The organism is Tsukamurella sp. USMM236 (genome assembly GCF_037148755.1).
Classification (GTDB): Bacteria; Actinomycetota; Actinomycetes; order Mycobacteriales; family Mycobacteriaceae; genus Tsukamurella.
Genome location: NZ_JBBCSS010000002.1, coordinates 282,656 through 307,885, shown reverse-complemented (window position 1 = coordinate 307,885; position 25,230 = coordinate 282,656). Strand labels below are relative to the sequence as shown.

Below are 25,230 nucleotides of genomic sequence, written 5' to 3'. Positions count from 1 at the left end.
GACGCTACACCCGTTCGTACGCCTCCGCAGTGGTCTTGGCGTCCTCGATGAAGCGCTCGACATCGGCCTCCGTGCGGAAGTCGAGGATCGGCGCGGGCTCGGAAAGGAGCCCGAACAGCGCGGCGCCCACGGCGTCATCGGCGACCGCGCCCGCGAACAGCAGGCCCGCGGCGAAGGCGTAGTCCGGATCGCCCAGGAACAGGCGGGTGACCTCGGCCGCGGCGTGACCGCGCTCCTCCCAGTGCCGGTCGAACTGGTCCGTGATCCATTCGGCGGTGAAGTCCGAGCCGCGCGCCTCGATGGCCTTGACCAGGGCCGCCACCTGGATCAGCCCGGTCTGCGCGCCCTGCCCGGCGATCGGGTCGAAGGCGATCGCGGAGTCGCCGAGCGCGAGGACGGGGCGGCCGCCGCGGGTGTGGCCGACGCCCTGCCGCACGGTCGGGGTGACGGCGCCGCGCAGCCACGAATGCTTGTCCTCGTCGATGACGCGGAGCTTCTCGATGTCGGGCAGGTCGTCGGGGAAGTAGTCGCGGTAGACGCTGACCACCACCTCGAGGGCGCTCTGCGCGTCGGTCACCTCGCCGAACCGCTGCACCCAGTCACCGTCGGGCTTGGCGAACCCGAGCACGCTCCACGTCGCGCCCGCGTCCTTGTGCCAGTACGGCCCGATCCAGATCTCGCCGTGGTCGGTGTGCAGGTTGAAGACGTTGTGCTTGCCCGCGCCGTGCCCGCGCGCCGTGAAGACGTCGTCGCCGTGACCGAGCCCGGTGAACGCGGCGGCCAGGAGGTGCCGCTGGGGCGAGCGGTAGACGGTGCGCGCCTCGTCGACCGGGAAGAGGCCCGACAGGCCGCCCTTGCCGGTGGAGATCAGCGTGAGATCGTGCGCGCCGGCGATGGCGTCGAGGTTCTCGGGGGTGACGGTCTCGACGTGGAAGTCGCCGCCGGCCTGCTCGAACAGGCGGATCCGGTCGTGGGCGCGCAGGCGCACGTCGATACCGGCGGCGGTGTAGGTGAAGTCCGGGTCGAAGGCGAGCACCTGCTCCAGCGCGCCCGGCGCACCGGTGTTGAGGCGGGTGTTCATGCCGGTCGAGAGCGGGGCGTCGGGATAGAGCTCCTCGACGAGGGTGTGGTCGACGTCCCGGGAGTGGCCGAAGAGGACGGCGGTGCCGGTCGCGGGGACCTCGTCGCGCAGCTGCTCGGCCGTGCGGTCGCTGTAGAGGTCGACGGGGTGGCCGGCGCGGGCGAGGACGAGCGCGGCGGTGGCTCCCACCACTCCGGCGCCGATGATGGCGATGCGTGCCTGGGTCATGGTCGTGCCTTTCGGTGGTCGGACATGGGGGTGGGACTAGGAGGTGGAGGCGGTGCGGGCGCCCGCGTTCCACGCGTAGGGCAGGTCGGCGCCGTTGAGCAGGAGATCGCCGATGGCGCGGGCCTTCTGGATCGCGGGATTGTGCACCGCCAGGGTGCGGGCGTTGCGCCAGTGCCGGTCGAGGCGCAGGTCGGCGTCGACGATCGACGCGCCGCCCACGTCGAACAGCTCGGTGGTGGCCTTGAGGACCGTGTCGATGACGGCGAGCTGCGCGTGCGCGGCGGCCAGCTCGGCCTCCGGCACCAGGTCCTCGTGCACCCGACGGTCCGCCAGGACGTCGTCGAGCACGTCGGCGACGGCGAGCACGGACTGTTTCGCGGACCACGCGGCGCTGGAGAGCCGGCCGATCACCTGCTGCACGAGCGGATCGTGGCGCTGCAGGTCGGCGGCGGCGTGCGAGAACGTGCGGGTGCGGGCCTGCACCCAGGCGACGGTGTCGTCGGTGGCGCGCTGCGCGATGCCGGCGAGGCCCGCGAGCTGCACCAGCTGCAGGTAGGAGGTCGCGTACGTGGCGCCCGGCGCGCCGTAGCCGGGGCCGAGCAGCCGGTCCGCGGGGACGGCGACGTCGGTGAAGACGGTGGTGCCGCTCGCGGTGAGGCGCTGCCCGAAGCCGTTCCAGTCGTCCACCCGCTCGACGCCCGGCGCGTCCGCGTCGACGAGGACGCCGACGCGCTCGCCGTCGAGGTCGGCGGCCACCAGGATCTCGTCGGCGTAGAGCGAGCCGGTCGAGTAGAACTTGGTGCCGGTGAGGCGGTAGCCGCCGTCGGTGCTCGCGGTGAGCTTGGTGGCGTAGCCCCCGACGGAGCCCGCGCCGGGCTCGGTGATCGCGTTCCCGACGACGGTGCCGTCGGCCGCGGCCCGCAGCCACGCGTCGCCCGCGGGGGTGTTCGCGAGCCGCTGGTCCTCGACGAAGTTGACGTGCACGCGCAGCGCCTGCGGGATGTTGGAGTCGGCGGCCGCCAGGTTGATGAGCTGCCGGAAGAACTGCCGCAGCGTCACGCCGCCGCCGCCGAGCTCCTGCGGTACGCGCAGGGCGGTGAAACCCGCCTCCTTGAGCCGCGCGATCGGCTCGTGCACGAGCTCGCGGTCGCGCTCGCGGGCGACGGCGCCCTCCGCGATCCGGGCGTACACGGGGCCGAGGTTCGCGTCGAGCTCGGCGTCGGTCTTCGGGGGCGTCAGCGAGGTGGTCATGGCCGACAACTGTGGTCTGCGAACGATCTGCTGGCGAGGATTCCCCGCGCCGTGAACGTTATTCACGGAAGATCGTGGAGTGTTTCGCGTCCGATTCCGCCCCGCGATGCGGTAGAACCTGTTACAACTAGAACACGTTCTGCTGAGCTGAAGCGCTTCGCAGGTCAGGAACAGGAGTGCGCATGAAGTTCAACCTCGCCGATGTCTTCGAGGCGGTCGTCGACGCGGTTCCGGAACGGATCCTGCTGAGTTTCGAGGGCGATCAGACCTCGTACGCGGAGATGGACGGGCAGGCGAACCAGGTGGCGCACCTGTTCGCCGCGAACGGTATCGGCGCGTACGACCACGTCGCGCTGTTCCTCAAGAACAGCGTCGAGCACGTGCAATCGCTGCTGGCGCTCATCAAGATCCGCGCGGTGCCGGTCAACGTCAACTACCGGTACACCGCGACCGAGCTCGAGTACATCTTCACCAACTCCGACGCGCGCGGGATCATCGTCGAGCTGCCGGAGCACCAGCGCACGCTCGCCGGACTGATCCCGGCGCTGCCCGAGCTGCGGACCGTGTTCGTGATCGGCGAGGCCGATCCGGCCCTCACCGCCGCGGTCGATGGTGCCGAGGGCGTCGCCCTGGTGCCCTTCGCCGACGCCGCGGCCCAGTCGACGGCGCGCGACTTCGAGGAGCGCACCGGCGAGGAGCACTACATCATCTACACCGGCGGCACCACCGGCTACCCGAAGGGCGTCGTGTGGCAGCACGACGACTTCTTCCGCAAGCCGCTCTCCGCCGGCGTGCCCTACGGCGGCGAGCCGCGGCAGAACCTCGACGAGGTGGGCGAGGGGGCGAAGCAGTTCCCGCCGCTCGCCTTCCTCGTGGCCGCGCCGCTCATGCACGGCGCCGCCGCCTACTCCCTGTTCACGTTCTTCGTGCTCGGCTCCCGGATCATCCTCGAGCGGGACTTCAAGGCCGAGCAGATCGTCCGGAACATCAAGCGCGACCAGACGCAGACGATCCTCATCGTGGGCGATGCGATGGGCATCCCGCTGGTCGAGGAGATGGAGAAGCAGAAGGACACCGCGGACTTCTCGTCGCTGTTCTCGATCACGTCGGGCGGTGCGATCTGGTCCAAGCACGTCCGCGACCGGATGGCCGCGATCAAGCCCGAGCTGATCCTGCGCGACAACTTCGGCGCCTCCGAGTCCGGCAACGACGGGGTGATGACGCTCGACGAGAACGGCAACCTGCACGCGCCGCCCACCGACAAGATGATGGTGGTCGACGAGTCCTTCGAGCAGATCACCGAGACGGGCCAGGTGGGGTACATCGCTCGCGTCGGCAACGTGCCGCTGGGCTACTACAACGATCCCGAGAAGTCGGCGCGCACCTTCCCGACGCTGCCCGACGGGCGCCGGATCTCGGTGCTCGGCGACATGGGCTACCCGGCCGAGGACGGCGGCATCGTCTTCCTCGGACGAGGCAGCCAGTGCATCAACACGGGCGGTGAGAAGGTGTACGCCGAGGAGGTCGAGGCCACCCTGCACGGGCACCCCGCGATCGCGGACGCCCTCGTCGTGCCCGTGCCGGACGCCCGCTACGGGCAGCGCGTCGCGGCGGTCATCTCCGTCGCGGCGGGCCAGGAGCGCCCGTCGATCGAGGACGTGCAGACCTTCGCCCGCGGCGAGCTCGCCGGCTACAAGGTGCCCCGCACCGTCGTCTTCGTCGACGAGGTCAAGCGCACCCCGGCGGGCAAGGCGGACTACCGCTGGGCCAAGACCACCGCCGAGGACGCCGCGGAATCGGAGCAACCCGCGTAGGACGGGTTGCCGCCGAGCGGGCCTTGTTCTACGAGCGACTCTCCGATTCCGTCCGATACGGACAGTGCGCCGAACACGCTCGCGGATCACTGGTCAGCCCGTGAACTCCCACGGGTTGACCAGTGGCACGCCAGTGGGCTCGAAATGCTTGGTGTTGCGGGTGACGACGGTCAGACCGTGCATGATCGCGGTGCCTGCGATGATGGAGTCGTGCCCAGGTAGAGGGTCCGGCGATCGAAGCTGGGCACTCAGGCGAGCGATCAGGCGATCCACCGGAATCGTACGTTCTGCGAACCTGGCGAGAACGTCGTCGTCGAACCACTTCCGTAGAACCGCGCCCGCTGGGGCGTCCGTGCGTTCCTTCTTGACGATTCCGCGTTCGATCTCCATCACCGTGAGCACGCTGATGAAGTGGCGCGAAGCGTCCTGCCCCTGCGCCCACCTCACGACACGCGGATCCGCGAGGGCCGGGCGGCGCAGTTCGCTGAGGACATTGGTGTCGAGGAGGTAGCTCACGATAAGTCGACTTCGCGGGGCGTCCAATCGATGAGGCCCGTCTCGAACTCGAGGTCCAGGTCGGGATCCACCGGTCCTTTCATCGCGAGGGCGTCAGCTAGGTTCATCGGCGGCTCCTCCCGACGCCGATAAGCCGCGATCGACATCAACACGTACGCGGGTTCCCCTCGGTCGGTGATGAACACCGGCGCCTCATCAGCGGCCCGCTTCGCCGCGCTGACGTCACGGTTGAAGTCGCGGGCGGATATCGACCTGTTCACCATGTCAGTCACCGCGCACCTCCTGGTAGGTAAGTGCCTACCAAGCTACGCTCGACGAAGCCCGTTAGCTATTGGGTTGCCAACCAGTCCAGGTATACGGCGCCGCGGGGCGAGAGCTCGTAGCCGACCTCGTGGCTGATGGTCAGGCCCATCCCCTTGAGCTTGCGGATGTCGGCCTTCATGGGCAGCAGCTCGACGCCGCGTTCGGCGGCGAGTTCCTTGGAGACGACGTGCGGGTGGTCGCGGATCCACTCCAGGATGTCGCGGGTCCACGGCCCGGTCTCGCGGGCGTCGAGCCGCGCCAGACGCTTCGCGATGGCCGCGAGCTCGGCGTCGTCCGGGAGTTCCTCCCGCAGGGCGAGCCGCGGGTCCTCGCCGGCCCATTCCAGGTGGACGCGGTAGACGTGCTCGCCGCCCCGCGCGGAGCGCTCCCGGCGAGGCGCGTCGGGGTCGCGGGGCGTCAGCAGCTTCCGGAGTGCGGCGGCGTCCTTGACGCCCGCCGCCCGCGCCGCGCGATCGGAGATCTTGTCGACGTCGGGTACTCGGGTGACGCGGGTGAACCGCAGCAGGCCCGCCGGGGTGAGCTGGGTGCCGCCGACCTTCACGCGCGGGGTGTCCCAGCGGCGGTACTGCGTGGTGACGCGGCCGTCGCGGACGCCCTCGGCGATCGCCTTCGGAATGAGCATGGCTTCAGTCTGCGCGACGCGCGACGACGTCGCGACAGATCTCCATGTGTCCGGTGTGCTGGGTCAGCTCGCGGAGCATGTGCGTCAGCACCCACTCCGGCGTCGCGGTGGCGGCGTTGCGCCGCGTGGTGCCGGTGGCACCGGGATTGCGGATCCCGGTGGCGGCCACCGCGGCCCACCGCGGCAGGTCGTCGCGCAGCTTCGCGACGATCGTCCGGGCCCGGTCGACGGTGCCGGTCGCGTGGAACTCCGACGACCGGTCGCGGGGAATGTCCTCGCCGGCCATGAGCGAGCCGCCCCAGTAGCCCACCGCCCCGCCGACGTGCGTCACGAGGGCGAACACCGAATTCACCCCGGGGACCGGCGGAACGGCGTTGACGGTCGTGTCGTCGAGATCGTCGAGCACGCGGTCGATCGTGTCCAGGGTCTCCGCGGCGACGTCGAGGAACGCCGCGATCTGCGCCTCAGTCGCGGCCACGGGCCAGCCCTGCGATCGAGTCGAGGAGGTCGTCGAAGAAGGCCGCCTGGTCGGTGGCGACGGCGACCTGCGCCGTGTCGGGGCGGTTCCACGCGCCGTGCACGTCCGCGACCGTCGTGCCCCGGGTCAGCGAACCGGTGAGCTCCACGTCCACGGGGTAGGCGCGGGTCTCCACGATCGACGGGTCGAGCGCGACGGCCGCGGCGAACGGATCGTGCATGTGCGCGATGTAGCCGAGGTCGTGGTCGCGGTGGAACTCGAAGTAGAACCGCACGGCGTCCGAGGTGGCCCGGACCACGGGATTGCTCGCGGCCGACCGCGTCCCGTCGGCGTCCTCGGGGGCGAGGCACTCGGCCGGGGCGCTCCCGGCGGCGTCGGCGAGGCGCAACAGGTGGTCCGGCGTGAGCTCGATGGTCTCGGTGAGGTCGAGGGGGCACAGGATCGGCAGCGGGGTGCCGGTGCCGTCGAGTTCGCCGTAGGCGCGCAGCACCTCCCACAGCGATTCGGGATCGACTGCGACGTTCCACTCCGAGGTGGGCGTCGTGTTGCCGGGGTGCCAGAAGACGCCGCCCATGATGACGAGGCGGCGCAGGCGGGTGAGGATCCCCGGGTCGTCGCGCAGGGCGAGGGCGAGGTTGGTGCACGGCCCGGTCACGAGGGCGACCACCTCGCCCGGGTGGGCGCGGGTCAGGTCGGACCAAGCCTGCGGCCCCGAGATCTCCGACGGTCCGCGGGTCGGCGTCGGCAGCTCGGCGTAGCCGACGCCGAACGGGCCGTGGGTCTCTTCGGTGGTCATCAGCGGCGTCGACAGCGGCGCGTCGGAACCGGGGAAGACCTCGATGTCTGTGCGGCCCAGCAGCTCCAGCCAGCCCAGGTTGTTCTCCACGACCTGCGTCGCGGGTACGTTGCCGGCCGTGGACACGATGCCGAGCAGGTCCACTCCGGGCTTGCTCAGCAGGTACAGCAGTGCCAGGGAGTCGTCGACGCCCGTGTCGCAGTCGAACAGGACCTTCGTTTCCGCCACAGAGGAGACCCTAGCGCCCGCCGCCGACATCGATCACCGCGGCGGCGGGCCGCCCGTCACCACGGCGAGGGCTTGTAGTCCTTGAGGAAGCAGCCGTAGAGGTCGACGCCGTTCTCGCCCTGGACGATCGGGTCGTAGACGCGGGCGGCACCGTCGACCAGGTCGAGCGGGGCCCGGAAGCCCTCGTCGGCGAGCCGCATCTTGGTGTGATGCGGCCGCTCGTCGGTGATCCAGCCCGTGTCGACGGCGGTCATGAGGATGCCGTCCTGCTCCAGCATCTCGCCGCTGGAGGTGCGGGTGAGCATGTTGAGCGCCGCCTTGGCCATGTTGGTGTGCGGGTGGCCGGGGCCCTTGTAACCGCGGCCGAACTGGCCCTCCATGGCCGAGACGTTCACGACGTACTTGCGCCGCGCGGGCGACGCGGCCAGCGCGGGGCGCAGCTTCGAGATGAGGATGAACGGCGCCACGGAGTTGCACAGCTGCACCTCGAGCAGCTCGAGGGGCTCGACCTCCTCGACGGTCTGCACCCACGAGTTGGTGTGCACGAGGTCGGGCAGGAGCCCGCCGGCGTCGATGGCGGTGCCGTCCTCGATGCGTGCGGCCGACGACGAGCCGCCGCGCAGCGCCAGCGCGGTGAGCGCCGCGGGGTCGAGCGCGGCCAGATCGCCGGAGACGCCGCCGGTGTGCCCGTCGAGGGCCTCCGTGAGCGCGGCGGGGTGCGCGGAGCTGGCACGGCCGAACCGGATGATCCGGTTCGCGAGCTCGGGCGGCACGTCGCCCGCCTCGGATTCGACCAGCGCCGAGTAGGCGCCGGGGGAGCGGCGCACCGTCTGCGCGGCGTTGTTGATGATGATGTCGAGCGGGCCCCGCGCCGCAACGGCGTCGGCCAGGGCGCTCACCTGCGACGGGTCGCGCAGGTCGATGCCCACGATGTGGAGCCGGTCGAGCCACTCTGCGCTGTCGGCGAGGGCGGCGAAGCGGCGGGCCGCGTCCGTGGGGAAGCGGGTGGTGATGGTGAGGTCGGCGCCGTCGCGCAGCAGGCGCAGGGCGATGTACATGCCGATCTTGGCCCGCCCGCCCGTGAGCAGGGCGCGGCGGCCGGCGAGGTCGGTCGTGGCGTCGCGCTTGGCGTGGCTGAAGGCGGCGCACTCCGGGCAGAGCTGGTGGTAGAAGGCGTCGATCCGCGTGTAGGGCTGCTTGCAGATGTAGCAGCTCTGCGGGCGCAGCAGCTCGCCCGCGCTGTCGCCGACGGTGGGCGTGGTCAGCAGGATCCCGGCCGTCTCGTCGTCGATGCGCTCGGCGTTGCCGGTGGCGGTGCGTTCGAGAACGTCGCGGTCCGCGTCCTTGACCTTGGCGCGGGCGGACTTGCGCCGCTCGCGCTTGAGCAGCTTGAACATGTGCCCGACGGCGCGCTGCACCTCGACGGACTGCGGATCGCGGTCGTCGAGGTACGCGGCGGCCTCGAGCACGCGGTGAAACGCGGCGAGGTCTTCCGCAGAGATCGGGGCGGTGGTATCGGGCATGAGGTCGATTGTCCCTCATCGCCCGAGGGGCACCGTCGCCTCGTGCGCCGTGAGGTCGACCACGACCGCGTCCTCGGACCAGCGGATGTCGGTGATCGTCAGCGCGTCGACGGCCGCCGGCACGATCCGCGCCCGCAGCGCGGTGATCCACGAGTCGATCGCCCAGGCGATGGGGATCGGCACCGGCACGACGCTGACCGGCATCGACAGGTCCGTGGCGCGCAAAGCGACCCGGCCGTCCCGCACCGACACCGCCACGACGACCCGCACGTCGACGCCGAGGCCGAAGGCGACGGGCAGCCCGACGGTGACCGACACCGAGCGGCGGCGCGGGACCAGAGTGAGGGAACGGACCACGATCGCCGCGTCGTCGGCCTCCTCGCGGGCCGAGTCCACCAGGTGCCGCATCCAGGACAGTCGCAGCTCGGCGGTCGCGTCGACGGACCCGACGGTCACCGCCTCGTGTCCCGGCACCACGTCCGTCGCGTCGGCGGCGAGCACCAGGACTCGCGGGTCGGCCGCGGCGTGGTGGGTGTCGACGTGCAGCCTCGGGATCCGACGGTGCCGTGCGAGCGGCACCAGCATCGGACGGGAGCCGAGGGTGACCGTCGGTACGGCGCCGAGCGGGTCGGTGGCGGCGCGGCGGATCTCCGCCCGCACCCGAGTGCGGGCCCAGGCCTCCGTGGCGACCAGCGCGAGAGCGAGGAGCAGCACGACCGCGATCGCGGTCGCGACGGACGTCGGCATCCGGTCTCCCTCCCTCGTACCGGGTCATTATGCGTGGCCCGCCGACGGGGCGGTCGGCGGCAGGTGCGCGCTTGCGCCGCGCACGCCCGGGCGGTCGTGATCTACTCGACCGATGGCGACGATCCAGATCTGCGTGATGGGAGTATCCGGCTCGGGGAAGTCGACGGTAGGCGCCGAATTGGCCTCCCGCCTGGGCCGGAGCTTCGCCGACGGTGACGATTTCCACAGTGAGGCGAACCGCGCCAAGATGGGCGCGGGGCAGCCGCTGACCGACGAGGACCGGTGGCCGTGGCTCGCCACGATCGGCGCCTACCTGCGCGACGAGATGATCGCGGGCCGCCCCACGGTGGTGGCGTGTTCCGCGCTCAAGCGGGTGTACCGGGACCGGATCCGCGCCGCGGGCGCGTCGGTTTACTTCGTCTTCCTCACTGGCAACGAGGAGCTGCTGCAGGAGCGCATGAGCAGCCGCGCGGGGCACTTCATGAAGGCCGGGATGCTCGCCTCCCAGCTCGCCATCCTGGAGCCGCTGGACCCCGACGAGTTCGGCGTCACGGTGAACGTGACCGGCGACGTCCCGCAGATCATCACCGAGGCCCTCGCCGATTTCGCCGCGACGGAGGTCCCCGGCATCGCCTGACGCTCAGCCGGCTTCCGCGTCGGCGACCGGGCAGCGGGTGCGGCTGTAGATCGTGGGCATGCAGAGGTTGCAGTGGGTGCAGCGGTCGGGTTCGGCCGGGTCGTCCTGCATACGCCGGACCAGGTCCGGGGTGCGGAGCAGGCCGCGCCCCATCGCCACGAACTCGAAGCCCTCGGCCATCGCCCGGTCCACCGCGGTCCGCTCGGCGATCCCGCCGAGGAGGACGAGCGGCATGTCCAGGGCCGCACGGAACCGCCGGGCGAGCTCGAGCAGGTAGGCGGGGCGGTACGGGTACTCCCGCAGGAAGACGGGGCCGGCGGCACGCAGCCCGGCCCGGAGCGCCGGGCTGGGGAACGCGGCGGCGAACTCGCGGCGCGGCGGCGTGCCGTGGAACAGGTACATCGGGTTGAGCAGCGAGCTCCCGGCGGTGAGTTCGAGGGCGTCGAGGGTGCCGTCGGCTTCGAGCCAGCGGGCCGTGCGCAGGGCGTCGTCGGGGCTGAGGCCGCCGGGCACCCCGTCGGTCATGTTGAGCTTGGCGGTCACCGCAAGGCGCCCGCCGACGGCGTCGCGCACCGCCTCCGCCACCTCTCGCGCGAGCCGGGCGCGGGCCGCGAGGTCTCCGCCGTAGGCGTCGCGACGGCGGTTGAGCAGCGGGCTGAGGAAAGCGCTGATCAGGTAGTTGTGGCCGAAGTGGAGCTCCACGGCGTCGAACCCGGCCTCCTCGGCGAGGAGAGCGGCGTCGGCGTGCGCCCGGACCAGCGTGCGGATGTGCGTCGCGTCCGGACGGAGGGTCGGGCGCAGCGCGAGCGGGCTGATCATCCTGCTGGGCGTCACCGGGCGCCGGTGCTGAGCCCCATCGGCGACGGGCCCCGCGTGCCCCAGCTGCGCCGAGACCGCGGCGCCCTCGGCGTGCACGGCGTCGGTGAGCCGGCGCAGGCCCGGGATCGCCTCGGGCCGCATCCAGAGCTGACGGCGCTCGGTGCGGCCCTCTGGCGCGACGGCGCAGTAGGCAACCGTCGTCATGCCGACGCCGCCCCGGGCGAACTCGGCGTGGAAGTCGATCAGGTCGTCGGTCACGAGCGCGTCGGGGGTGCGGCCCTCGAAGGTCGCGGCCTTGAGGATCCGGTTGCGCAGGTCGACGGGGCCGAGCCGGGCCGGGGCGAAGGCGTCCTCCATCCCCGGATTAGAACATGTTCTGGTCAGTCGCGGGTGGCGATCGCGGCGGCCAGGCCCCCGAAGGCGAGCACCGCGGCACCGCCGAGCGCGACGGTGCTCAGCCCGCCGCCCAACAGGGCGTCCAGCGGCGCACCCAGGCTCGCGCCGCCGAAGATCGCCACGGTGTAGAGCGACGCGGCGGCGCCGATCGCCGGCGCACCGAGCCGGGTCACCTCCGCCACCACGGATGGGGCAGCGAGGGCCACCGCCCCGACGAGGAGGAACAGACCCGCGCCGACCGCGACCGTCGCGCCGACCGCGCACAGCAGAGCCCCGGCGACGGCGAGCGCCACCGCGGACAGGATCCGGGCCCGGGCCGGGACGCCGCCCAGGCGCAGCGTGAGCACGCCCGCGACGAGCACCGCCGGGAGGGAGCTGGCGCGCAGGACGAGGAGCGTGGTGGCGGACCAGCGGCCGTCCGCCGCGATCGCGGTGTACAGCGCCACGAGCACGCTGAGGAACGTCAGGCCGGTGCAGTAGAGCAGCACCAACCGGGGGCGGGCGAGCAGGCCGGGGATGGCGCGGTGCACGGCAGCGGGCGACGGCCGCGCACCCGCGGGCGCGGCGTCGCCCGGGAGCAGCGCGCGGACCGCAACGGCAGCGGCCGCCGCGGCGCCGGCGAAGGCCAGGAAGACGCCCGTGATGCCGAGCGCCGGCGCGATCAGCTGCGCCGCGACCTGGCTGACGACCGCGGACGCGAGGCCCGCTCCGATCGCGGCCGTGTTGAGCGGGACACGCGCCGAGGCCGGGGCGGTGCGCGCGATGTAGGCGAGGGTGGCCGGGGTGAACGCGGCGGCCGCGAGTCCCTGTGCGGCGCGCCCCACGAGGAACCAGGACGCCGACGGCGCGAATGCCGTAAGAGCGGTCACGACCGCGGTCGCGGCGGCGCTCGCCACCATGAGGCGCCGCGCCCCGAAGCTGTCCGCGAGGGGGCCGAGCGCGAGGATGCCTAGCGCGTAGGCCAGCGCGAAGGCGGTGCTGGCGAGCGCGGGCGTCGAGCCCGTCGCGCCGGGCAGCGTCCCGATCTCGGCTGCGAGCGGCAGCACGACGTAGAGCTGTCCGACGATCGGCAGCGCCCCGAGGGCGGTGATCGCGCCGGTGCGGATCAGGGCGGGACGAGCGGTGTCGGAGCGGGTGGTCGTCGTCATGCGGCGAACGTAGCAACCGTACGGTTGGCGCGTCAACCGAACGGTTGGCGGTAGTCTGTCGGCTGTGACCGACGCCGCCGGATACGAATCGACGCCCACGAGCGAGGCGCTCATCGCCGCCGCCCGCACCGAGTTCACCCGCCGCGGCTTCGACGGTGCCCGCGTCGCCCGCATCGCCGCGGAGGCCGGCGTCAACAAGGAGCGGATCTACGGCTACTTCGGGAGCAAGGAGGGGCTGTTCGAGGTCGTCATGGCCAAGGCGCTCACCGAGCACGTCGAGCACAGCCCGTTCCTCGAGGGGCAGACGCTCACCGAGCACGTCATGGCCGCGTACGACCACCACCGCCGCGACCCCGAGCTGGTGCGGCTGCTCATGTGGGAGTCGCTGCACTACGACGCCGACCAGGGCGAGAGGCCGCCGTTCAGCGACGGCCGACGGGAGTTCTACCGCCGCAAGGTCGAGCGGCTGCGGGCGGTCACCGGCGGCACAGACGACCTGCGCGCCGCGATCGCGCTCTACGTCGCCATCGGACTGCAGGCCGCGCCCTTCATGATCCCGCAGCTCGGCGCCGTCATCCTCGGCCGGCCGCTCTCCGACGACGAGGTGCAGGAGTCGCTGCGGCCTCTGGTCGAGCAGACGGTTCGGTTCATCGAGGAGCGCCTCGCCGACGAGGGCTGAGCGTCACGGCCGGCGCAGGGCGCCGGTGAACATCATCGACTTGTACGGGTGCCCGACCGCGGTGTTCCACTGCGAGACGACGAGGCGTGCGGACTCCAACGTCGAGCCGGGGACGAGGTAGCCGCCGTACAGCTGGGCGACCCGGCCCGCCGCGTGGTCCTCGTCCTGCCACGACGAGCCCTGCAGCAGCGTCACCGGATCGGACCACACCCCGTCGATCCTGTCGGCGAACCGGGCGGCGATCCGGTAGCCGGTGGCGTCGAAGTAGGTCAGCACCCAGGTGTCCTCCACCAGCGACAGGGAGAGCTCGCCGTAGCCCTGGCCGAGCGCGAGATCCGTGGGCGGGTTGCCCCACGCCCAGCCCGTGTCCCGCCGCCAGCCCCAGGACTCCCATTCGACGTTGACGCCCTTGCGGAGGGTGCCGAGGGTTTCCGTCCGCATCCGGTGCAGCCGCAGGCCCTTGTCGCGCGTGAGGCCGCCCGTGGAGACGCTGTAGGTGTAGCCGTCCGGGGCCGGGCACAGGGCCCACATGCACCAGGCGCCGTCCGCGTGGCCGGCGTTGTACTGCGCGATCTCCCGCCACGTCGCGGCACCGTCGTCGCTGCGCCACAGGCCCGTCTGCACGACGGTGTCGAGGCTCTGCATGGTCATCGTGTGCAGGTACAGGACCCCGTCGACCCGGATGCACGTCGTGGGCAGGATCGTCGTGAACCGGCCGGTGTCGTGCGAGTAGTCGAGCAGCTGGCGCGCGCGCTCGGGATCGGGGCCGGCGGGGCGGCTCATGACGCCGTTGCGGTCGCCGAACAACCCGACGGGGGAGCGCCACTCGCCGGCGCCGATGCTCAGCCCCTCGAAAGTGTCCCCGAAGACGTAGAGCACCTCGTCGCCGACGCGGCACGCGATGCCCAGATCGGTACCGCCGACACCGAACCGGGTGACGGGCGTGATGTCGCGGAGCTTGCGGAGGCGGGTGGGCTCGATCGACTGGGGCACGTCCGTCAGCCTGCCAGACGGGGCGTCGTCGCGCGCCGCTCCGGCGGTGCGGGGACAGGTTCGGGGGAACTGTTCCGAATGTCCGGTACGCCGCGGAATCCGTCGCGGCCGGGCGCGAACGGGAGCACCATGAACGGTATGGAAACGTTCACGGGACGCGAACTGTACGAGGCCTTCCACGCGGACTACGACGCCGTCACCGATCGCGATGCGCGGATCTTCGACGCCGAGGGCCGGCTGCTGGCGGCGGGGCGACTGTCGGGGCTCCGGCTCGACGAATCGGGCGGCACCGAGACGGTCGAGTACAGCTTCCTGTCGCTGCACGACGACGTCGTCTGGGCGCCGTCGCACCGCATCGAGCTGGCGCCGCAGCCCGTCCAGTAGAAACGCGAAAACCCCGGCCGGGGCCGGGGTTTTCGTCGTTGTGCGCGGAGGGGGACTTGAACCCCCACGTCCATTAGTAGGACACTAGCACCTCAAGCTAGCGCGTCTGCCATTCCGCCACCCGCGCTGGGAAGCTCGTTAACCGTAATCCACGGGGGCCCGGGAAACCAAATCGGCACGTCGGGGGCACCGTGGGCGCGACGAAGTCGTCGCCCGTCCGTGGTACTCATATGGGTGTGGCTACTGCAGTGAACGCGCTCGACGAGGTCGTCGAGACCGTGAGCGCCCTGATCCGATTCGACACCTCCAACACCGGTGAGCTCGAGACCACCAAGGGTGAGGCCGAGTGCGCCCGCTGGGTCCAGGCGCAGCTGGAGGAGGTCGGGTACGAGACCGTGTACGTCGAGTCGGGCCAGCCCGGCCGCGGCAACGTCTTCGCGACCCTCAAGGGCGCGAACCCGAAGCGGGGCACCCTGCTCGTGCACGGGCACCTCGACGTGGTGCCCGCGGAGCCCGCCGACTGGAGCGTGCACCCGTTCTCGGGCGCCGTCGAGGACGGCTACGTGTGGGGCCGCGGCGCGGTCGACATGAAGGACATGTGCGGCATCATGCTCGCGCTCGCGCGCCAGCTGAAGTCGACGGGCACGGTCCCGCCGCGCGACATCACGTTCGCCTTCCTGGCCGACGAGGAGGCCGGAGGGACGTGGGGATCGCACTGGCTGGTCAAGCACCGGCCGGAGCTGTTCGCGGGCGTCACGGAGGCCGTGGGCGAGGTCGGCGGTTTCTCGCTGACCGTCGACACCCCGTCGGGCGACAAGAAGCGCCTGTACCTCGTGGAGACCGCCGAGAAGAGCATGTGCTGGATGCGCCTGACCGCGAAGGCACGGGCCGGGCACGGATCGTTCGTGCACGAGGACAACGCGGTCACCCTCCTGTCGGAGGCGGTCGCCCGTCTCGGCCGGCATACGTTCCCGCTGGTTCTGACCGACAGCGTGATCGAGTTCCTCCGCGCCCTCGACCGGGAGTCGACGATCGACATCGACCTGGACGGGCCGGACCTCGAGGGCCAGCTCGCCAAGATCGGCGGGCTCGCCCGCATCGTCGGCGCCACGCTCCGCGACACCGCCAACCCCACCATGCTCAAGGCGGGCTACAAGGCGAACGTCATCCCGCAGACCGCCGAGGCCGTCATCGACTGCCGCGTCCTACCGGGCCGGCAGGCCGCGTTCGAGAAGGAGCTCGACGAGATCCTGGGCCCGGACATCGAGCGGGAGTGGATCACCAAGCTCGACTCGTACGAGACCCAGTTCGACGGGGATCTCGTCGACGCCATGAACGACGCGATCCTCGCGTTCGACGCGGACGGCCGCACGGTGCCGTACATGCTGTCGGGCGGGACCGATGCGAAGGCCTTCGCCAAACTCGGGATCCGCTGCTTCGGCTTCGCGCCCCTGCAGCTGCCCGAGGAGCTGGATTTCGCGGCGCTGTTCCACGGCGTCGACGAGCGCGTCCCCGTCGACGCGCTGAAGTTCGGTACACAGGTCTTCGAGCACTTCCTGATGAACTCCTAGAGATCCGCGCACCACGAGAGGAAATCGCCATGACTTCGTTCGATCCGTACGCGGGGCTGCCCGCCCTTCCGGCGCTGACCGTCACCTCCGAGAGCATCGTCGACGGGGCCGAGCTCCCCGTTGCGCACCGCAGCGGCATCATGGGCGCGGGCGGCGAGGACGTCTCGCCGCAGTTGTCCTGGAGCGGCGCGCCGGCGGGCACCAAGTCCTACGCCGTGACCTGCTACGACCCCGACGCACCGACCGCCTCCGGATTCTGGCACTGGGCGGTCGCGAACATCCCCGCCTCTGTCACGTCCCTCGCCGCCGGCGCGGGCGACGGTGCGCCGGGCTCGCTCCCGGAGGGCGCGCTGACGCTCAACAACGACGCGAGCCTGCCGCGCTACATCGGTGCCGCGCCGCCCGCCGGGCACGGCCCGCACCGGTACATCTTCGTCGTGCACGCGCTCGGCGTGGAGAAGCTGGACCTTCCGGCCACGGCGACGCCCGCCTACCTGGGCTTCAACCTGTTCGGCGCCGCCATCGCCCGCGGCTCGATCACGGCGACCTACGCGCAGGTCTGACCGGGGACGAAGGCCGCGCCCGGCGATCCCGGGCGCGGCCTTCGTCGTACGATCAGGGCGTCAGCGATCGACGCCTACCGCCTCGGAGATCGAGGCGAAGCCGTCGGCGCGCAGGCGTGCGGCCAGCTCCTTGTGCACGGACCGGGTCCACGCGGGACCGCCGTAGATGAACTGGGTGTACACCTGCACCAGCGAGGCGCCGGCGCGGATGCGCTCGTAGACCTCGTCGGCGGTCTCGATGCCGCCGACCGAGATCAGCACCAGGTCGTCGCCCACGCGGGCGGAGAGGCGCCGCAGGACCTCCAGCGAGCGCGCCTTGACGGGCCGGCCGGACAGGCCGCCCGCGCCCATGGCCTCGACCTCGGCGTCCGGCGTCGCCAGGCCCGCGCGGCTGATCGTGGTGTTGGTGGCGACGATGCCGGCGAGACCGAGCTCCTTCGCGAGGTCGGCCACGGCGTCGACGTCCTCGTCGGCGAGGTCGGGCGCGATCTTCACCAGCACCGGCACGGTGACGGTGTCGACGACGGCCTGCAGCACGGGGCGCAGCGATTCGGTGGCCTGGAGGTCGCGCAGGCCCGGGGTGTTGGGGGAGGAGACGTTGACGACGATGAAGTCGGCGAGCGGTCCGAGCAGCATGGCGCTGATCCGGTAGTCGTCGGCGGCGCCCTCGAGCGGGGTGACCTTGGTCTTGCCGATGTTCGCGCCGATCGGCACCGCGGTGGGTCCGGCGTCGCGCTTACGCAGCTCGTTCGCGGCGGCGCCGGCGCCGTAGTTGTTGAAGCCCATGCGATTGATCAGGGCACGATCGGCGGGGAGCCGGAACAGGCGCGGCGTCGGATTGCCGGGCTGCGCGTGGGCGGTGACGGTGCCGATCTCGGCGAAACCGAAGCCGAGCGCGCCCCAGCCGTTGACGGCGCGGGCGTTCTTGTCGAAGCCGGCGGCCAGGCCGACGGGCGCGGGGAAGCGGACGCCGAAGACGGTCTGCTCGAGGATCGGGTCCCGGTGCGCGAGGCCCCGTCGGATCCCGGCCCGAACGGGCGGGACGGCGGTGGTACCCCGGATCAGACCGAAGACCCAGTGGTGGATCCGCTCGGGCGAGACGAGGAACAGCACGTTCAGGAGCGACCGGTAGATCGCCTGGGACATCGCCGGCATGGTGTTTACAACCCCTTCGTGGCGTCCGGCGGCAGCATGCCGGACGTTTTCGTGCGTTTGCGGCGCAGCAGGACCCGCCGCGAACCGTCGGTGTACAGCCGCACGCGGGACAGCTCCCACCCGCCGAACTCGGCCTCGATGGCGAGGCGCATCGCCGCGGTGACGCGGGAGACCTCCCGCGGCAATCGCAACGGCAGGAAATCGTACTCCTCGTCGCTGAACGCGCCGCCCTCCCGTGCGCCTGCGGTCGTGGTCATGGGGCTCCTAGCGGGTGGGGATCGCCTGGATGCCAGCGCCGGTCGCCGACTGCACGTACAGGGTCCCGGTCGTCGCGTCCACCGCCAGCGCGTTCGGCTGGCGCACGGTGGGGTACAGCTTGCGCTGTTCGGGAATGCCGGTGTTCAGCGAGTACCCGACCACCTCGTTCGTCGCGGTGCGGGTGACCCACATCAGCTTGTCGGTGTCGTCGTAGTCGACGGCCCAGGGCGAGCCCTTCTCCGGGTACAGGAACCGCTGCATCAACGGCTCGATCGTGTAGCCGATGACCTGGTTCTTCCCCGTGTCGACGGCGAACAGACGTCCGTACGGGTCGACGGCGGCGTTGGTGATGCCGCGGCCCACGCGCAGGCCCTTGCCGAGCTTGCCGCCCGCGACGTCGACCGCGGACACGGAGGACTGCAGCCGGTCGACGACAGCCACGTCGCCGTCGTGCACGAGGATCTTGCTCGCCTCGACGGGGCCGGTGATGGTCTTCGGGTTCGACGATGCCCCGAGCGCGACGATCCGGCCGTCCGACGTCCCGGCGAGGACGGAGAGGCCGTCCTCGCGGTACGGGGCGACCGTGAGCACATCGCCGTCGACGTCGTAGGTCGCGCGGCCGACGGTGCCGTCGCTTCCGGGGAGCTCGACGACCTGCTTGCCGGCCGCGACCAGGAATCCGCCGTCCGGGTTCGCGACGACCTGACTCGGCCGTGCCGGCATGCTCGACCGCCCGACCTCCTTGAGGCCGCCGTCGACGGTGTACTGCACGATCTCGGTCCCGCTGATCGCGGCCAGGCGGCGGTTCTTCGCGTCGAAGGCGAGGCCCTCGCCCGCGGCGGCGGGGGCGACCACTCCGGCGGGGGCGGTGGCGGGCTCGGGCGCGACGGCGGGCTGGGCCGGGACGATCGTCGGGCGGTCCTCCCGCGCGGGCATCGTCGAACAGCCGGTGAGGGCGACCGCTGCGACGACGGTGAGGGCGGCGATCCGGGAGGCGAAGGTGCGGCTCATGATCCCTCGAAACTACCGCCCCGGGCCCGTCCCGGCTGCGGCCGGTAGCCTGCCCGGGTGGACATGACGTGGTTGCAGGCGATCGTGCTCGGCTTGGTGCAGGGGTTGACGGAGTTCCTTCCCGTCTCGTCCTCGGGGCACCTGCGAATCGTCTCGGAGCTCTGGTTCGGCGACGACGCGGGAGCCTCGTTCACCGCGGTCACGCAGCTGGGCACCGAGCTGGCGGTGCTGATCTACTTCGCCCGCGACATCTACCGCATCGTGGTGGCGTGGTTCCGCGGCCTGTTCGACGCGGGCGAGCGGGGCGTCGACTACCGGATCGGCTGGTACGTGATCATCGGCACGATTCCGATCGGCGTGCTCGGCTACCTGTTCAAGGACGAGATCCGCACCGCGGCCCGGAACCTGTACCTGGTGGCGACGATGCTCATCGTCTTCTCCATCGTCATCTTCGCCGCGGAGTACGTGAGCTCGAAGTTCTACGCGAACCGTCAGCGCCCGTTGGAGCAGGTCACGGCCCGCGACGGCATCATCATGGGCTTCGCTCAGTGCCTGGCGCTGATCCCCGGCGTCTCCCGCTCCGGCGCCACGTCGAGCGCGGGCCTGTTCCTCGGCCTGCAGCGCGAGGCAGCGGTGCGGCTCTCCTTCCTGCTCGCGATCCCCGCGGTCACCGCGTCGGGCCTGTTCAGCCTCCCGGACGCCTTCAAGCCCGCCGGCGAGGGACTGCACGCCTCGGGCCCGCAGCTGTTGGTCGCGACCGTGATCGCCTTCGTCGTGGGCTACGCCGCGATCGCCTGGCTGCTGAACTTCGTCGCGAAGCACTCGCTGAACTGGTTCGTCGGCTACCGCATCGCGGTCGGTTTCCTGGTCCTGGGCCTGCTCTGGGGCGGCGTGATCAGCGCGACCTGAGCGCCGCCCGCGCCGCCCCGATGAGCGGGTCGCGGGCCGCGCCGCGCCGATAGGCCAGCGCGGTGTGCCGGACCACGGCCAGCGGGGTGAGCAGGACCGCCTCCGGCACGTCGACTGCAGCCAGATCGGGGATCACGGCCACCCCCTGCCCGGCTTCGACCAGCGCGAGGACGGCGGTGAAATCGTCGGTGCGGTGCCGCACGCGCGGCGTGAAGCCCGCGTTCTCGCAGGTCCGGACGGTGGCGTCGTCGCACAGCGTGCCGACGGTGCCCGAGATCCAGCGCTCCTCGGCGCAGTCGGCGAGCGCACGTGCGCGATCCCGCGGGGTCGCGAGGTGCACGGCCTCGTCGAACAGCGGCTCGGTGTCGAGCGCGGGTTCCTCGCGCGTGGGCAGGCAGTCGTAGCTCTGGAGCAGGGCGACGTCGAGCCGCCGGGAGCGCAGTTCTTCGGGCGCCGTCGCGGGGTCGATCTCGGTGACGCGGACGCGGAGCAGCGGGTGGTCGCGCGAGAGGCGCAGGAGTGCCGGGGTGATCACGGTTCGCATGGCGGAGCTGAACGCGCCGATCCGCAATTCGCCCGCGACCTCCGTGCCGAGGGCGTCGATCTCCGCGCGGGCCCGTTCGAGGCGTTCGAGCACCGCGTCGGCGTGGCCGGCGAGGATCCGGCCGGCCTCGGTGAGCCGGACGGTGCGGCCGGTGCGCTCGAGCAGGGGCCTCCCGGCCTCGCGCTCCAGCGTCGCGAGCTGCTGCGAGACGGCCGAGGGGGTGTAGTCGAGCGCCTGCGCGACGGCCGTGATGGTGCCGCGCAGCGAGAGCTCCCGGAGGAGGCGCAGCCGGTGCGCGTCGAGCATAAGCTCAGCTTACGCTCGACATCGGAATATCGTGCTGGATCTTTCACTCGCGGTGTCGGAACCTGGGACCATGCAGCTCACCGGCCTCCACGTCCCCCTCGTCACGCCGTTCGCCGCGGACGGCACCGTCGACCTCGCCTCGCTCGAGCGCCTGGCCCACGACACCCTCGCCGACGGTGCCGACGGCCTCCTCGCCCTCGGCACCACGGGTGAGCCCGCGACCCTGACCCCCGCGGAGCGGGCCGCCGTGATCGACCGGATCGGCGGGGTCTGCGCCGAGCACCGCGCCGTTCTCACCGTGGGCGTCGGCAGCAACGCGACGGCTGACACCGCGGCCGCGCTCGGCGGCATCGACCCGCGAGCAGACTTCGCGCTCGTCGTCGTCCCGTACTACACCCGGCCCTCGGAGGCGGGCGTGGTCGAGCACTACCGCAGGGTCGCCGCCGCGAGCCCGGTGCCGGTGATCGTCTACGACATCCCGCAGCGCACCGGACGCACGTTGTCCCTGGAGACGCTGCTCGAACTCGCCGCCATCGACGGGGTGGGCGGGTTCAAGCACGCCGCCGGCGGAGTCACCGAGACGACGGTGCGCCTGCTCGCGGCGATCAACACCGCGACGCCCGGCGCGATCTCGGTCCTCGCGGGCGACGACGCCTTCGTCGGCGCCGTGTTGGCACTCGGCGGACACGGCGCGATCTCCGCGTGCGCCAACGTCGCCGCGGGGGAGTTCGCGGCGCTCGTCGCGGCGTGGCGCGAGCACCGGCTCGAGGAGGCCCGCGTGATCGGCGGCGCCCTCGCGGAACTGGCGGCGGCGCTGTTCGCCGAGCCCAATCCGACGGTGATCAAGGGTGTCCTGGCCGCGCAGGGCCGGATCGCCACGCCCGCAGTGCGCCTCCCGCTGCTCCCGGCGTCCGACGGTGCCGTCGCCGCCGCATGCGCTCTGGCGAGGTCCGTCGTCGCCGCGTAGTCGACGCGATCTACCCTGACGGCGCAGTTGTTTTCGTTCGGGGAGGTAACTATGTGGATGCACAGGATCGCCGGCGTCGCGGCGGCAGCGACTCTGGGCTTGGTGGCGGGCTGCTCGCCAGCAACTCCATCGCCACCGGATGCGAATAGCACCACGAGTTCCACGGCGCCGAGTTCGTGGGTCGACGACGAGGTCACGTTCGACAGCGGCGGCGTGACGATCCACGGCACACTGCAACGTCCCGCGACCGGTGCGCCCGCTCCGGCGGCGCTGATCATCGCTGGAAGCGGCCCGACCGACCGCGACGGTAACTCCCGGTTGCTACCGGGCACAGTGGACACCCTCAAATCGGTCGCGAACCGACTCGCGGACGCCGGCGTCGCGAGCTTGCGGTACGACAAGCTCGGGTCGGGGAAGACCGGGGTCGGACGGTACGGGGCCGATCCCGCTGCGCTCGGCGCGGACGTTTTCACGGGGGAGGCGCGCGATGCGCTCGCCTACCTCGCGTCGAGGCCGTCGGTCGACCGGAACCGGCTCTCGGCGTACGGGCACAGCGAAGGGGCGCTGTTCGCCCTGCAACTCGCTGCCGACCGCGCCGGGCCGGCGGTGCGAGCCGTTGGGCTGCTCGAACCGCTGAGTCGCCGCTACCTCGACGTGATCTCACGGCAGCTCGCCGACCAGGTCGCGGCTGCGGAGAAGGCGGGGTCGATGTCTCGGTCCGACGGCGACGCACTGCTGGCCTCGCTCGCCTCCGGCATCGCGCAGGTTCGCGCGACCGGGACCGTGCCCGCGAATCTTCCGCCCGCGTTGCAGTCGGTACTCAATCCCGGCACGGCGAAGTTTCTGCAGGAGTTGGACCGGATCGACCCGCCGGACCTCGCCCGGACTCTGCCCACCGACTACCCGGTGCTTCTGACCTGTAGTGATTCCGACATCCAGGTCAGCTGCGCGGACGTTGATCACCTCGCGGCCGGGCTCACCAGCGCCGATCTCACCTTCGTCCGGCTCACCGGCGTCTCGCACGTTCTCAAGCAGGATCCCAGCCGGGATCCGGCGAACTACACTGCGGCCCTTCCGTTCTCCACCGCCGCTGCACAGGCGATCACCGCCTTCGCGAGAACGCAGTGACCCCACGGTGGTCGTTGAACGGCAGTGGAGCGGTGGAGCAGTGTTCGCGACGGCGTCCCACGTGAACCCACCGGCCTCCGGTTCAGCCCTGAGCGATCAGAGGGCGGGACAGGACGTCCCGCGTGCATAGACTCGGGGCATGACCGTGATCCTGCTGCGCCACGGCCGCTCGACCGCGAACACCTCCGGGGTGCTCGCGGGACGGGCCGAGGGCGTCGCGCTCGACGACGCCGGCCGCGCCCAGGCCGCCGATCTCGTCGGTCGCCTCGCCGACGTCGAGCTCGTGGCCGCCGTCCGTTCTCCGCTCCTGCGCTGCGAACAGACCCTCGCGCCGCTCGCCGCCGCGCACGGCCTCACTCCCGAGGTCGACGACCGGCTCGTCGAGGTCGACTACGGCACCTGGACCGGCCGCGCGATCAAGGACCTGCTGCAGGAGCCCCTGTGGAAGGTCGTGCAGCAGCAGCCCTCCGCGGCCGTCTTCCCCGACGGCGAGGGGCTCGCCGACGTCCAGGCCCGCGCGGTCGCCGCGATCCGCGAGGCGGACCGCCGCTTCACCGAGGAGCACGGACCCGGTGCCGTCTGGGTGGCGTGCAGCCACGGCGACGTGATCAAAGCCGTCGTCGCCGACGCGCTCGGCACGCACCTGGACCAGTTCCAGCGGCTCTTCGTCGCCCCGGCGTCCGTCTCCGTCGTGACCTACGGTCCCGCGCGCCCGCTCGTGCAGTGCGTCAACTCGTCCGGTACCGTCACGCTGCCCAAACGTCCAGCCAAGGAGGCCACGGTGGGAGGCGAGGCATGAGCCGCTCCGTCCATGTTTTCCGCACCCCCGACAGGTTCGTCGTGGGCACCGTCGGGCAGCCCGGCGATCGTGCCTTCTACCTGCAGGCCGTGCACGATTCGCGCATCGTCTCCGTGCTGCTGGAGAAGCAGCAGGTGGAGGTGCTCGCCGAGCGCATCGCCGCGCTGCTCGACGAGGTGGCCCGCCGCTTCGGCACCGCGATGCCCGCCGCCGACACGCCCGTCACCGACCTGCAGCCGCTCGTGATGCCCGTCGACGCGGAGTTCCGCGTCGGCACCATGGGCCTGGGCTGGGACTCCGAGGAGAAGGCGGTGGTCATCGAGCTCCTCGCGATCACCGAGCAGGAGCTCGACGAGTCCGTCGTGCTCGCCGATGACGCCGAGGAGGGCCCCGACGCGGTCCGCGTCTTCCTCACCCCCGTCGCCGCCCGGGAGTTCGCCAACCGCTCGGAGAAGGTCCTCGGCGCGGGCCGCCCGGCGTGCCCGCTCTGCGGCGAGCCGCTCGACGCCGACGGGCACATGTGCGTGCGCCTCAACGGCTACCGCCGCGGCGCCGCCTTCGGTTCCGAGGACGAGTAGGTGGACCTGACGGTGGACCTCGAGAGCGCCGATCTGACGATCCTCGGCCGGATCACCAGCGCCTCCAACGCCACCCTGCTCTGCGACCTCGGCGACACGGGGGAGCGGGCGGTCTACAAGCCGATCCGCGGCGAGGTGCCGCTGTGGGACTTCCCCGACGGGACACTCGCCGGCCGCGAGGTCGCTTCGTACCGGGTCTCGGAGGCGCTCGGCTGGGGCCTCATCCCCGAGACCGTGCTGCGCGACGGTCCGCTCGGGCCCGGGATGGTGCAGCGCTGGGTCGTCGAACCGGAGGACGGCCCGGACCTCGTCGACCTGTTCCCGCTCGACGGGGTGCCCGAGAGCTACCTGAAGGTCTTCACCGGCTACGTGGAGGACGAGGACGCGCCGGACGGCATCGCTGAGGTCGCCCTCGCGCACGCCGACGACCCGCGGCTGCGCCGCCTCGCGGTGCTCGACGTGCTCATCAACAACGCCGACCGCAAGGGCGGCCACGTGCTCACCGGCCCGGACGGCCGCGTGCAGGGCGTGGACCACGGCATCTGCCTGCACAGCGCGCCGAAGCTCCGGACCGTGCTGTGGGGCTGGGCGGGCCGCCCCGTCGGCGACGAGCTGCTTGCCGACGTCGAGTCCTTCCGGGACACTCCGCCGGACCTGACCGGGCTCATCACCGACGCGGAGCAGGCCGCGCTCGTCGAGCGCGCGGAGATCCTCCTCGAACTCGGCGCGATGCCGCTGCCCACCCCGAGCCGGCCGATCCCCTGGCCGCCCTTCTGA

28 protein-coding genes and 1 tRNA gene are annotated in these 25,230 nt (G+C 71.7%); 12 read left to right on the top strand and 17 right to left on the bottom strand.

Features of this window, described 5'->3' with window-relative positions; genetic code table 11:
- Nucleotides 1–4: 4 nt before the first annotated feature.
- On the bottom strand, nt 5–1,309 hold the full coding sequence (locus WFK95_RS07360; RefSeq protein ID WP_336670316.1) for a styrene monooxygenase/indole monooxygenase family protein: 1,305 nt from the start codon (nt 1,307–1,309) through the stop codon (nt 5–7).
- Between the two features lie 36 nt (nt 1,310–1,345).
- On the bottom strand, nt 1,346–2,560 hold the full coding sequence (locus WFK95_RS07355) for an acyl-CoA dehydrogenase family protein (RefSeq protein WP_336670315.1): 1,215 nt from the start codon (nt 2,558–2,560) through the stop codon (nt 1,346–1,348).
- Between the two features lie 182 nt (nt 2,561–2,742).
- Between WFK95_RS07355 and WFK95_RS07350 the strand changes: the two genes are divergently transcribed.
- Nucleotides 2,743–4,374, top strand: coding sequence for an AMP-binding protein (locus WFK95_RS07350; protein WP_224645167.1), 1,632 nt, complete (start codon nt 2,743–2,745; stop codon nt 4,372–4,374).
- A 93-nt stretch (nt 4,375–4,467) separates the two neighbouring features.
- Here WFK95_RS07350 and WFK95_RS07345 read toward each other — a convergent pair whose 3' ends face one another.
- The 7 genes from WFK95_RS07345 to WFK95_RS07315 all read right to left on the bottom strand — a co-directional run bounded on the left by WFK95_RS07345 (nt 4,468) and on the right by WFK95_RS07315 (nt 9,608).
- On the bottom strand, nt 4,468–4,890 hold the full coding sequence (locus WFK95_RS07345) for a type II toxin-antitoxin system VapC family toxin (protein WP_336670314.1): 423 nt from the start codon (nt 4,888–4,890) through the stop codon (nt 4,468–4,470).
- Nucleotides 4,887–5,153, bottom strand: a complete 267-nt coding sequence (locus tag WFK95_RS07340) for a type II toxin-antitoxin system Phd/YefM family antitoxin (RefSeq protein WP_224645200.1) — start codon at nt 5,151–5,153, stop codon at nt 4,887–4,889. The genes WFK95_RS07345 and WFK95_RS07340 overlap by 4 nt, the downstream gene beginning before the upstream one ends.
- A 65-nt stretch (nt 5,154–5,218) precedes the next feature.
- Nucleotides 5,219–5,836, bottom strand: a complete 618-nt coding sequence (locus WFK95_RS07335; RefSeq protein ID WP_336670313.1) for an ASCH domain-containing protein — start codon at nt 5,834–5,836, stop codon at nt 5,219–5,221.
- A gap of 4 nt (nt 5,837–5,840) precedes the next feature.
- The gene (locus tag WFK95_RS07330; RefSeq protein WP_224645170.1) at nt 5,841–6,314 is read right to left on the bottom strand and encodes a mycothiol transferase; all 474 of its coding nucleotides are present in this window, start codon (nt 6,312–6,314) and stop codon (nt 5,841–5,843) included.
- Complete coding sequence (locus tag WFK95_RS07325) at nt 6,301–7,338, bottom strand: nucleoside hydrolase (protein ID WP_336670312.1); 1,038 nt, start codon at nt 7,336–7,338, stop codon at nt 6,301–6,303. Before WFK95_RS07325 ends, WFK95_RS07330 begins: the two co-directional genes overlap by 14 nt.
- A 56-nt stretch (nt 7,339–7,394) precedes the next feature.
- Nucleotides 7,395–8,861 (bottom strand): SDR family NAD(P)-dependent oxidoreductase, encoded by a 1,467-nt coding sequence (locus WFK95_RS07320; RefSeq protein WP_336670311.1) that lies wholly within the window; start codon nt 8,859–8,861, stop codon nt 7,395–7,397.
- 15 nt (nt 8,862–8,876) lie between these two features.
- The gene (locus WFK95_RS07315) at nt 8,877–9,608 is read right to left on the bottom strand and encodes a hypothetical protein (RefSeq protein WP_336670310.1); all 732 of its coding nucleotides are present in this window, start codon (nt 9,606–9,608) and stop codon (nt 8,877–8,879) included.
- A 112-nt stretch (nt 9,609–9,720) separates the two neighbouring features.
- Here WFK95_RS07315 and WFK95_RS07310 point away from each other — a divergent pair, with 112 nt between their 5' ends.
- On the top strand, nt 9,721–10,245 hold the full coding sequence (locus tag WFK95_RS07310; RefSeq protein ID WP_336670309.1) for a gluconokinase: 525 nt from the start codon (nt 9,721–9,723) through the stop codon (nt 10,243–10,245).
- Nucleotides 10,246–10,248: 3 nt separating this feature from the next.
- Here the strand turns inward: WFK95_RS07310 and WFK95_RS07305 are convergent, their stop codons facing one another.
- Together WFK95_RS07305 and WFK95_RS07300 are read right to left on the bottom strand one after the other, a co-directional pair.
- Nucleotides 10,249–11,421, bottom strand: a complete 1,173-nt coding sequence (locus WFK95_RS07305) for an NADH:flavin oxidoreductase (RefSeq protein ID WP_336670308.1) — start codon at nt 11,419–11,421, stop codon at nt 10,249–10,251.
- A 23-nt stretch (nt 11,422–11,444) separates the two neighbouring features.
- Nucleotides 11,445–12,608 (bottom strand): MFS transporter, encoded by a 1,164-nt coding sequence (locus WFK95_RS07300; protein ID WP_336670307.1) that lies wholly within the window; start codon nt 12,606–12,608, stop codon nt 11,445–11,447.
- Nucleotides 12,609–12,672: 64 nt separating this feature from the next.
- On the opposite strand from WFK95_RS07300, the gene WFK95_RS07295 reads away from it, so the two are divergent.
- Entirely contained in the window at nt 12,673–13,287 is a 615-nt protein-coding gene (locus WFK95_RS07295) for a TetR/AcrR family transcriptional regulator (protein WP_224645177.1), read from the top strand.
- A gap of 3 nt (nt 13,288–13,290) precedes the next feature.
- Here the strand turns inward: WFK95_RS07295 and WFK95_RS07290 are convergent, their stop codons facing one another.
- Entirely contained in the window at nt 13,291–14,280 is a 990-nt protein-coding gene (locus WFK95_RS07290; RefSeq protein WP_224645178.1) for a DUF4185 domain-containing protein, read from the bottom strand.
- A gap of 138 nt (nt 14,281–14,418) precedes the next feature.
- Here WFK95_RS07290 and WFK95_RS07285 point away from each other — a divergent pair, with 138 nt between their 5' ends.
- A complete protein-coding gene (locus tag WFK95_RS07285) occupies nt 14,419–14,664 on the top strand; it encodes a hypothetical protein (RefSeq protein WP_336670306.1) in 246 nt (81 codons plus the stop codon).
- Between the two features lie 41 nt (nt 14,665–14,705).
- Here WFK95_RS07285 and WFK95_RS07280 read toward each other — a convergent pair.
- Nucleotides 14,706–14,791: transfer RNA gene (locus WFK95_RS07280), tRNA-Leu, on the bottom strand.
- 103 nt (nt 14,792–14,894) lie between these two features.
- Here WFK95_RS07280 and WFK95_RS07275 point away from each other — a divergent pair.
- Together WFK95_RS07275 and WFK95_RS07270 are read left to right on the top strand one after the other, a co-directional pair.
- Nucleotides 14,895–16,235 carry a M20/M25/M40 family metallo-hydrolase gene (locus tag WFK95_RS07275; protein WP_224645180.1) on the top strand — a complete coding sequence of 447 codons (1,341 nt, stop codon included), beginning with the start codon at nt 14,895–14,897 and terminating at the stop codon, nt 16,233–16,235.
- A 29-nt stretch (nt 16,236–16,264) separates the two neighbouring features.
- The gene (locus tag WFK95_RS07270; protein ID WP_224645181.1) at nt 16,265–16,798 is read left to right on the top strand and encodes a YbhB/YbcL family Raf kinase inhibitor-like protein; all 534 of its coding nucleotides are present in this window, start codon (nt 16,265–16,267) and stop codon (nt 16,796–16,798) included.
- A gap of 60 nt (nt 16,799–16,858) precedes the next feature.
- Here the strand turns inward: WFK95_RS07270 and WFK95_RS07265 are convergent, their stop codons facing one another.
- Genes WFK95_RS07265 through WFK95_RS07255 form a run of 3 tightly spaced genes read right to left on the bottom strand, consistent with a single transcriptional unit; the run spans nt 16,859 to nt 19,222 of the window.
- Nucleotides 16,859–17,932, bottom strand: coding sequence for a quinone-dependent dihydroorotate dehydrogenase (locus WFK95_RS07265; RefSeq protein WP_224645201.1), 1,074 nt, complete (start codon nt 17,930–17,932; stop codon nt 16,859–16,861).
- 26 nt (nt 17,933–17,958) lie between these two features.
- Nucleotides 17,959–18,210 carry a DUF5703 family protein gene (locus WFK95_RS07260; protein WP_224645182.1) on the bottom strand — a complete coding sequence of 84 codons (252 nt, stop codon included), beginning with the start codon at nt 18,208–18,210 and terminating at the stop codon, nt 17,959–17,961.
- Between the two features lie 7 nt (nt 18,211–18,217).
- Entirely contained in the window at nt 18,218–19,222 is a 1,005-nt protein-coding gene (locus WFK95_RS07255) for a YncE family protein (RefSeq protein ID WP_336670305.1), read from the bottom strand.
- A gap of 63 nt (nt 19,223–19,285) precedes the next feature.
- Here WFK95_RS07255 and WFK95_RS07250 point away from each other — a divergent pair, with 63 nt between their 5' ends.
- Nucleotides 19,286–20,131, top strand: coding sequence for an undecaprenyl-diphosphate phosphatase (locus WFK95_RS07250; protein WP_336670304.1), 846 nt, complete (start codon nt 19,286–19,288; stop codon nt 20,129–20,131).
- On the opposite strand, the gene WFK95_RS07245 is transcribed toward WFK95_RS07250, so the two are convergent.
- Complete coding sequence (locus WFK95_RS07245; protein ID WP_336670303.1) at nt 20,118–20,981, bottom strand: LysR substrate-binding domain-containing protein; 864 nt, start codon at nt 20,979–20,981, stop codon at nt 20,118–20,120. The genes WFK95_RS07250 and WFK95_RS07245 overlap by 14 nt on opposite strands.
- Nucleotides 20,982–21,051: 70 nt before the next feature.
- Here WFK95_RS07245 and dapA point away from each other — a divergent pair, with 70 nt between their 5' ends.
- From dapA to WFK95_RS07220, 5 genes are all read left to right on the top strand, one after another.
- Nucleotides 21,052–21,948 (top strand): 4-hydroxy-tetrahydrodipicolinate synthase, encoded by an 897-nt coding sequence (gene dapA / locus WFK95_RS07240; protein ID WP_224651259.1) that lies wholly within the window; start codon nt 21,052–21,054, stop codon nt 21,946–21,948.
- A gap of 213 nt (nt 21,949–22,161) precedes the next feature.
- Nucleotides 22,162–23,076: an alpha/beta hydrolase gene (locus WFK95_RS07235; RefSeq protein WP_224651261.1), complete on the top strand. Its 915-nt coding sequence runs from the start codon at nt 22,162–22,164 to the stop codon at nt 23,074–23,076.
- 139 nt (nt 23,077–23,215) lie between these two features.
- Nucleotides 23,216–23,875 (top strand): histidine phosphatase family protein, encoded by a 660-nt coding sequence (locus tag WFK95_RS07230; RefSeq protein ID WP_336670302.1) that lies wholly within the window; start codon nt 23,216–23,218, stop codon nt 23,873–23,875.
- Nucleotides 23,872–24,453, top strand: a complete 582-nt coding sequence (locus WFK95_RS07225) for a DUF3090 domain-containing protein (protein WP_224651265.1) — start codon at nt 23,872–23,874, stop codon at nt 24,451–24,453. Before WFK95_RS07230 ends, WFK95_RS07225 begins: the two co-directional genes overlap by 4 nt.
- A gap of 6 nt (nt 24,454–24,459) precedes the next feature.
- Complete coding sequence (locus WFK95_RS07220) at nt 24,460–25,230, top strand: SCO1664 family protein (RefSeq protein WP_336670712.1); 771 nt, start codon at nt 24,460–24,462, stop codon at nt 25,228–25,230.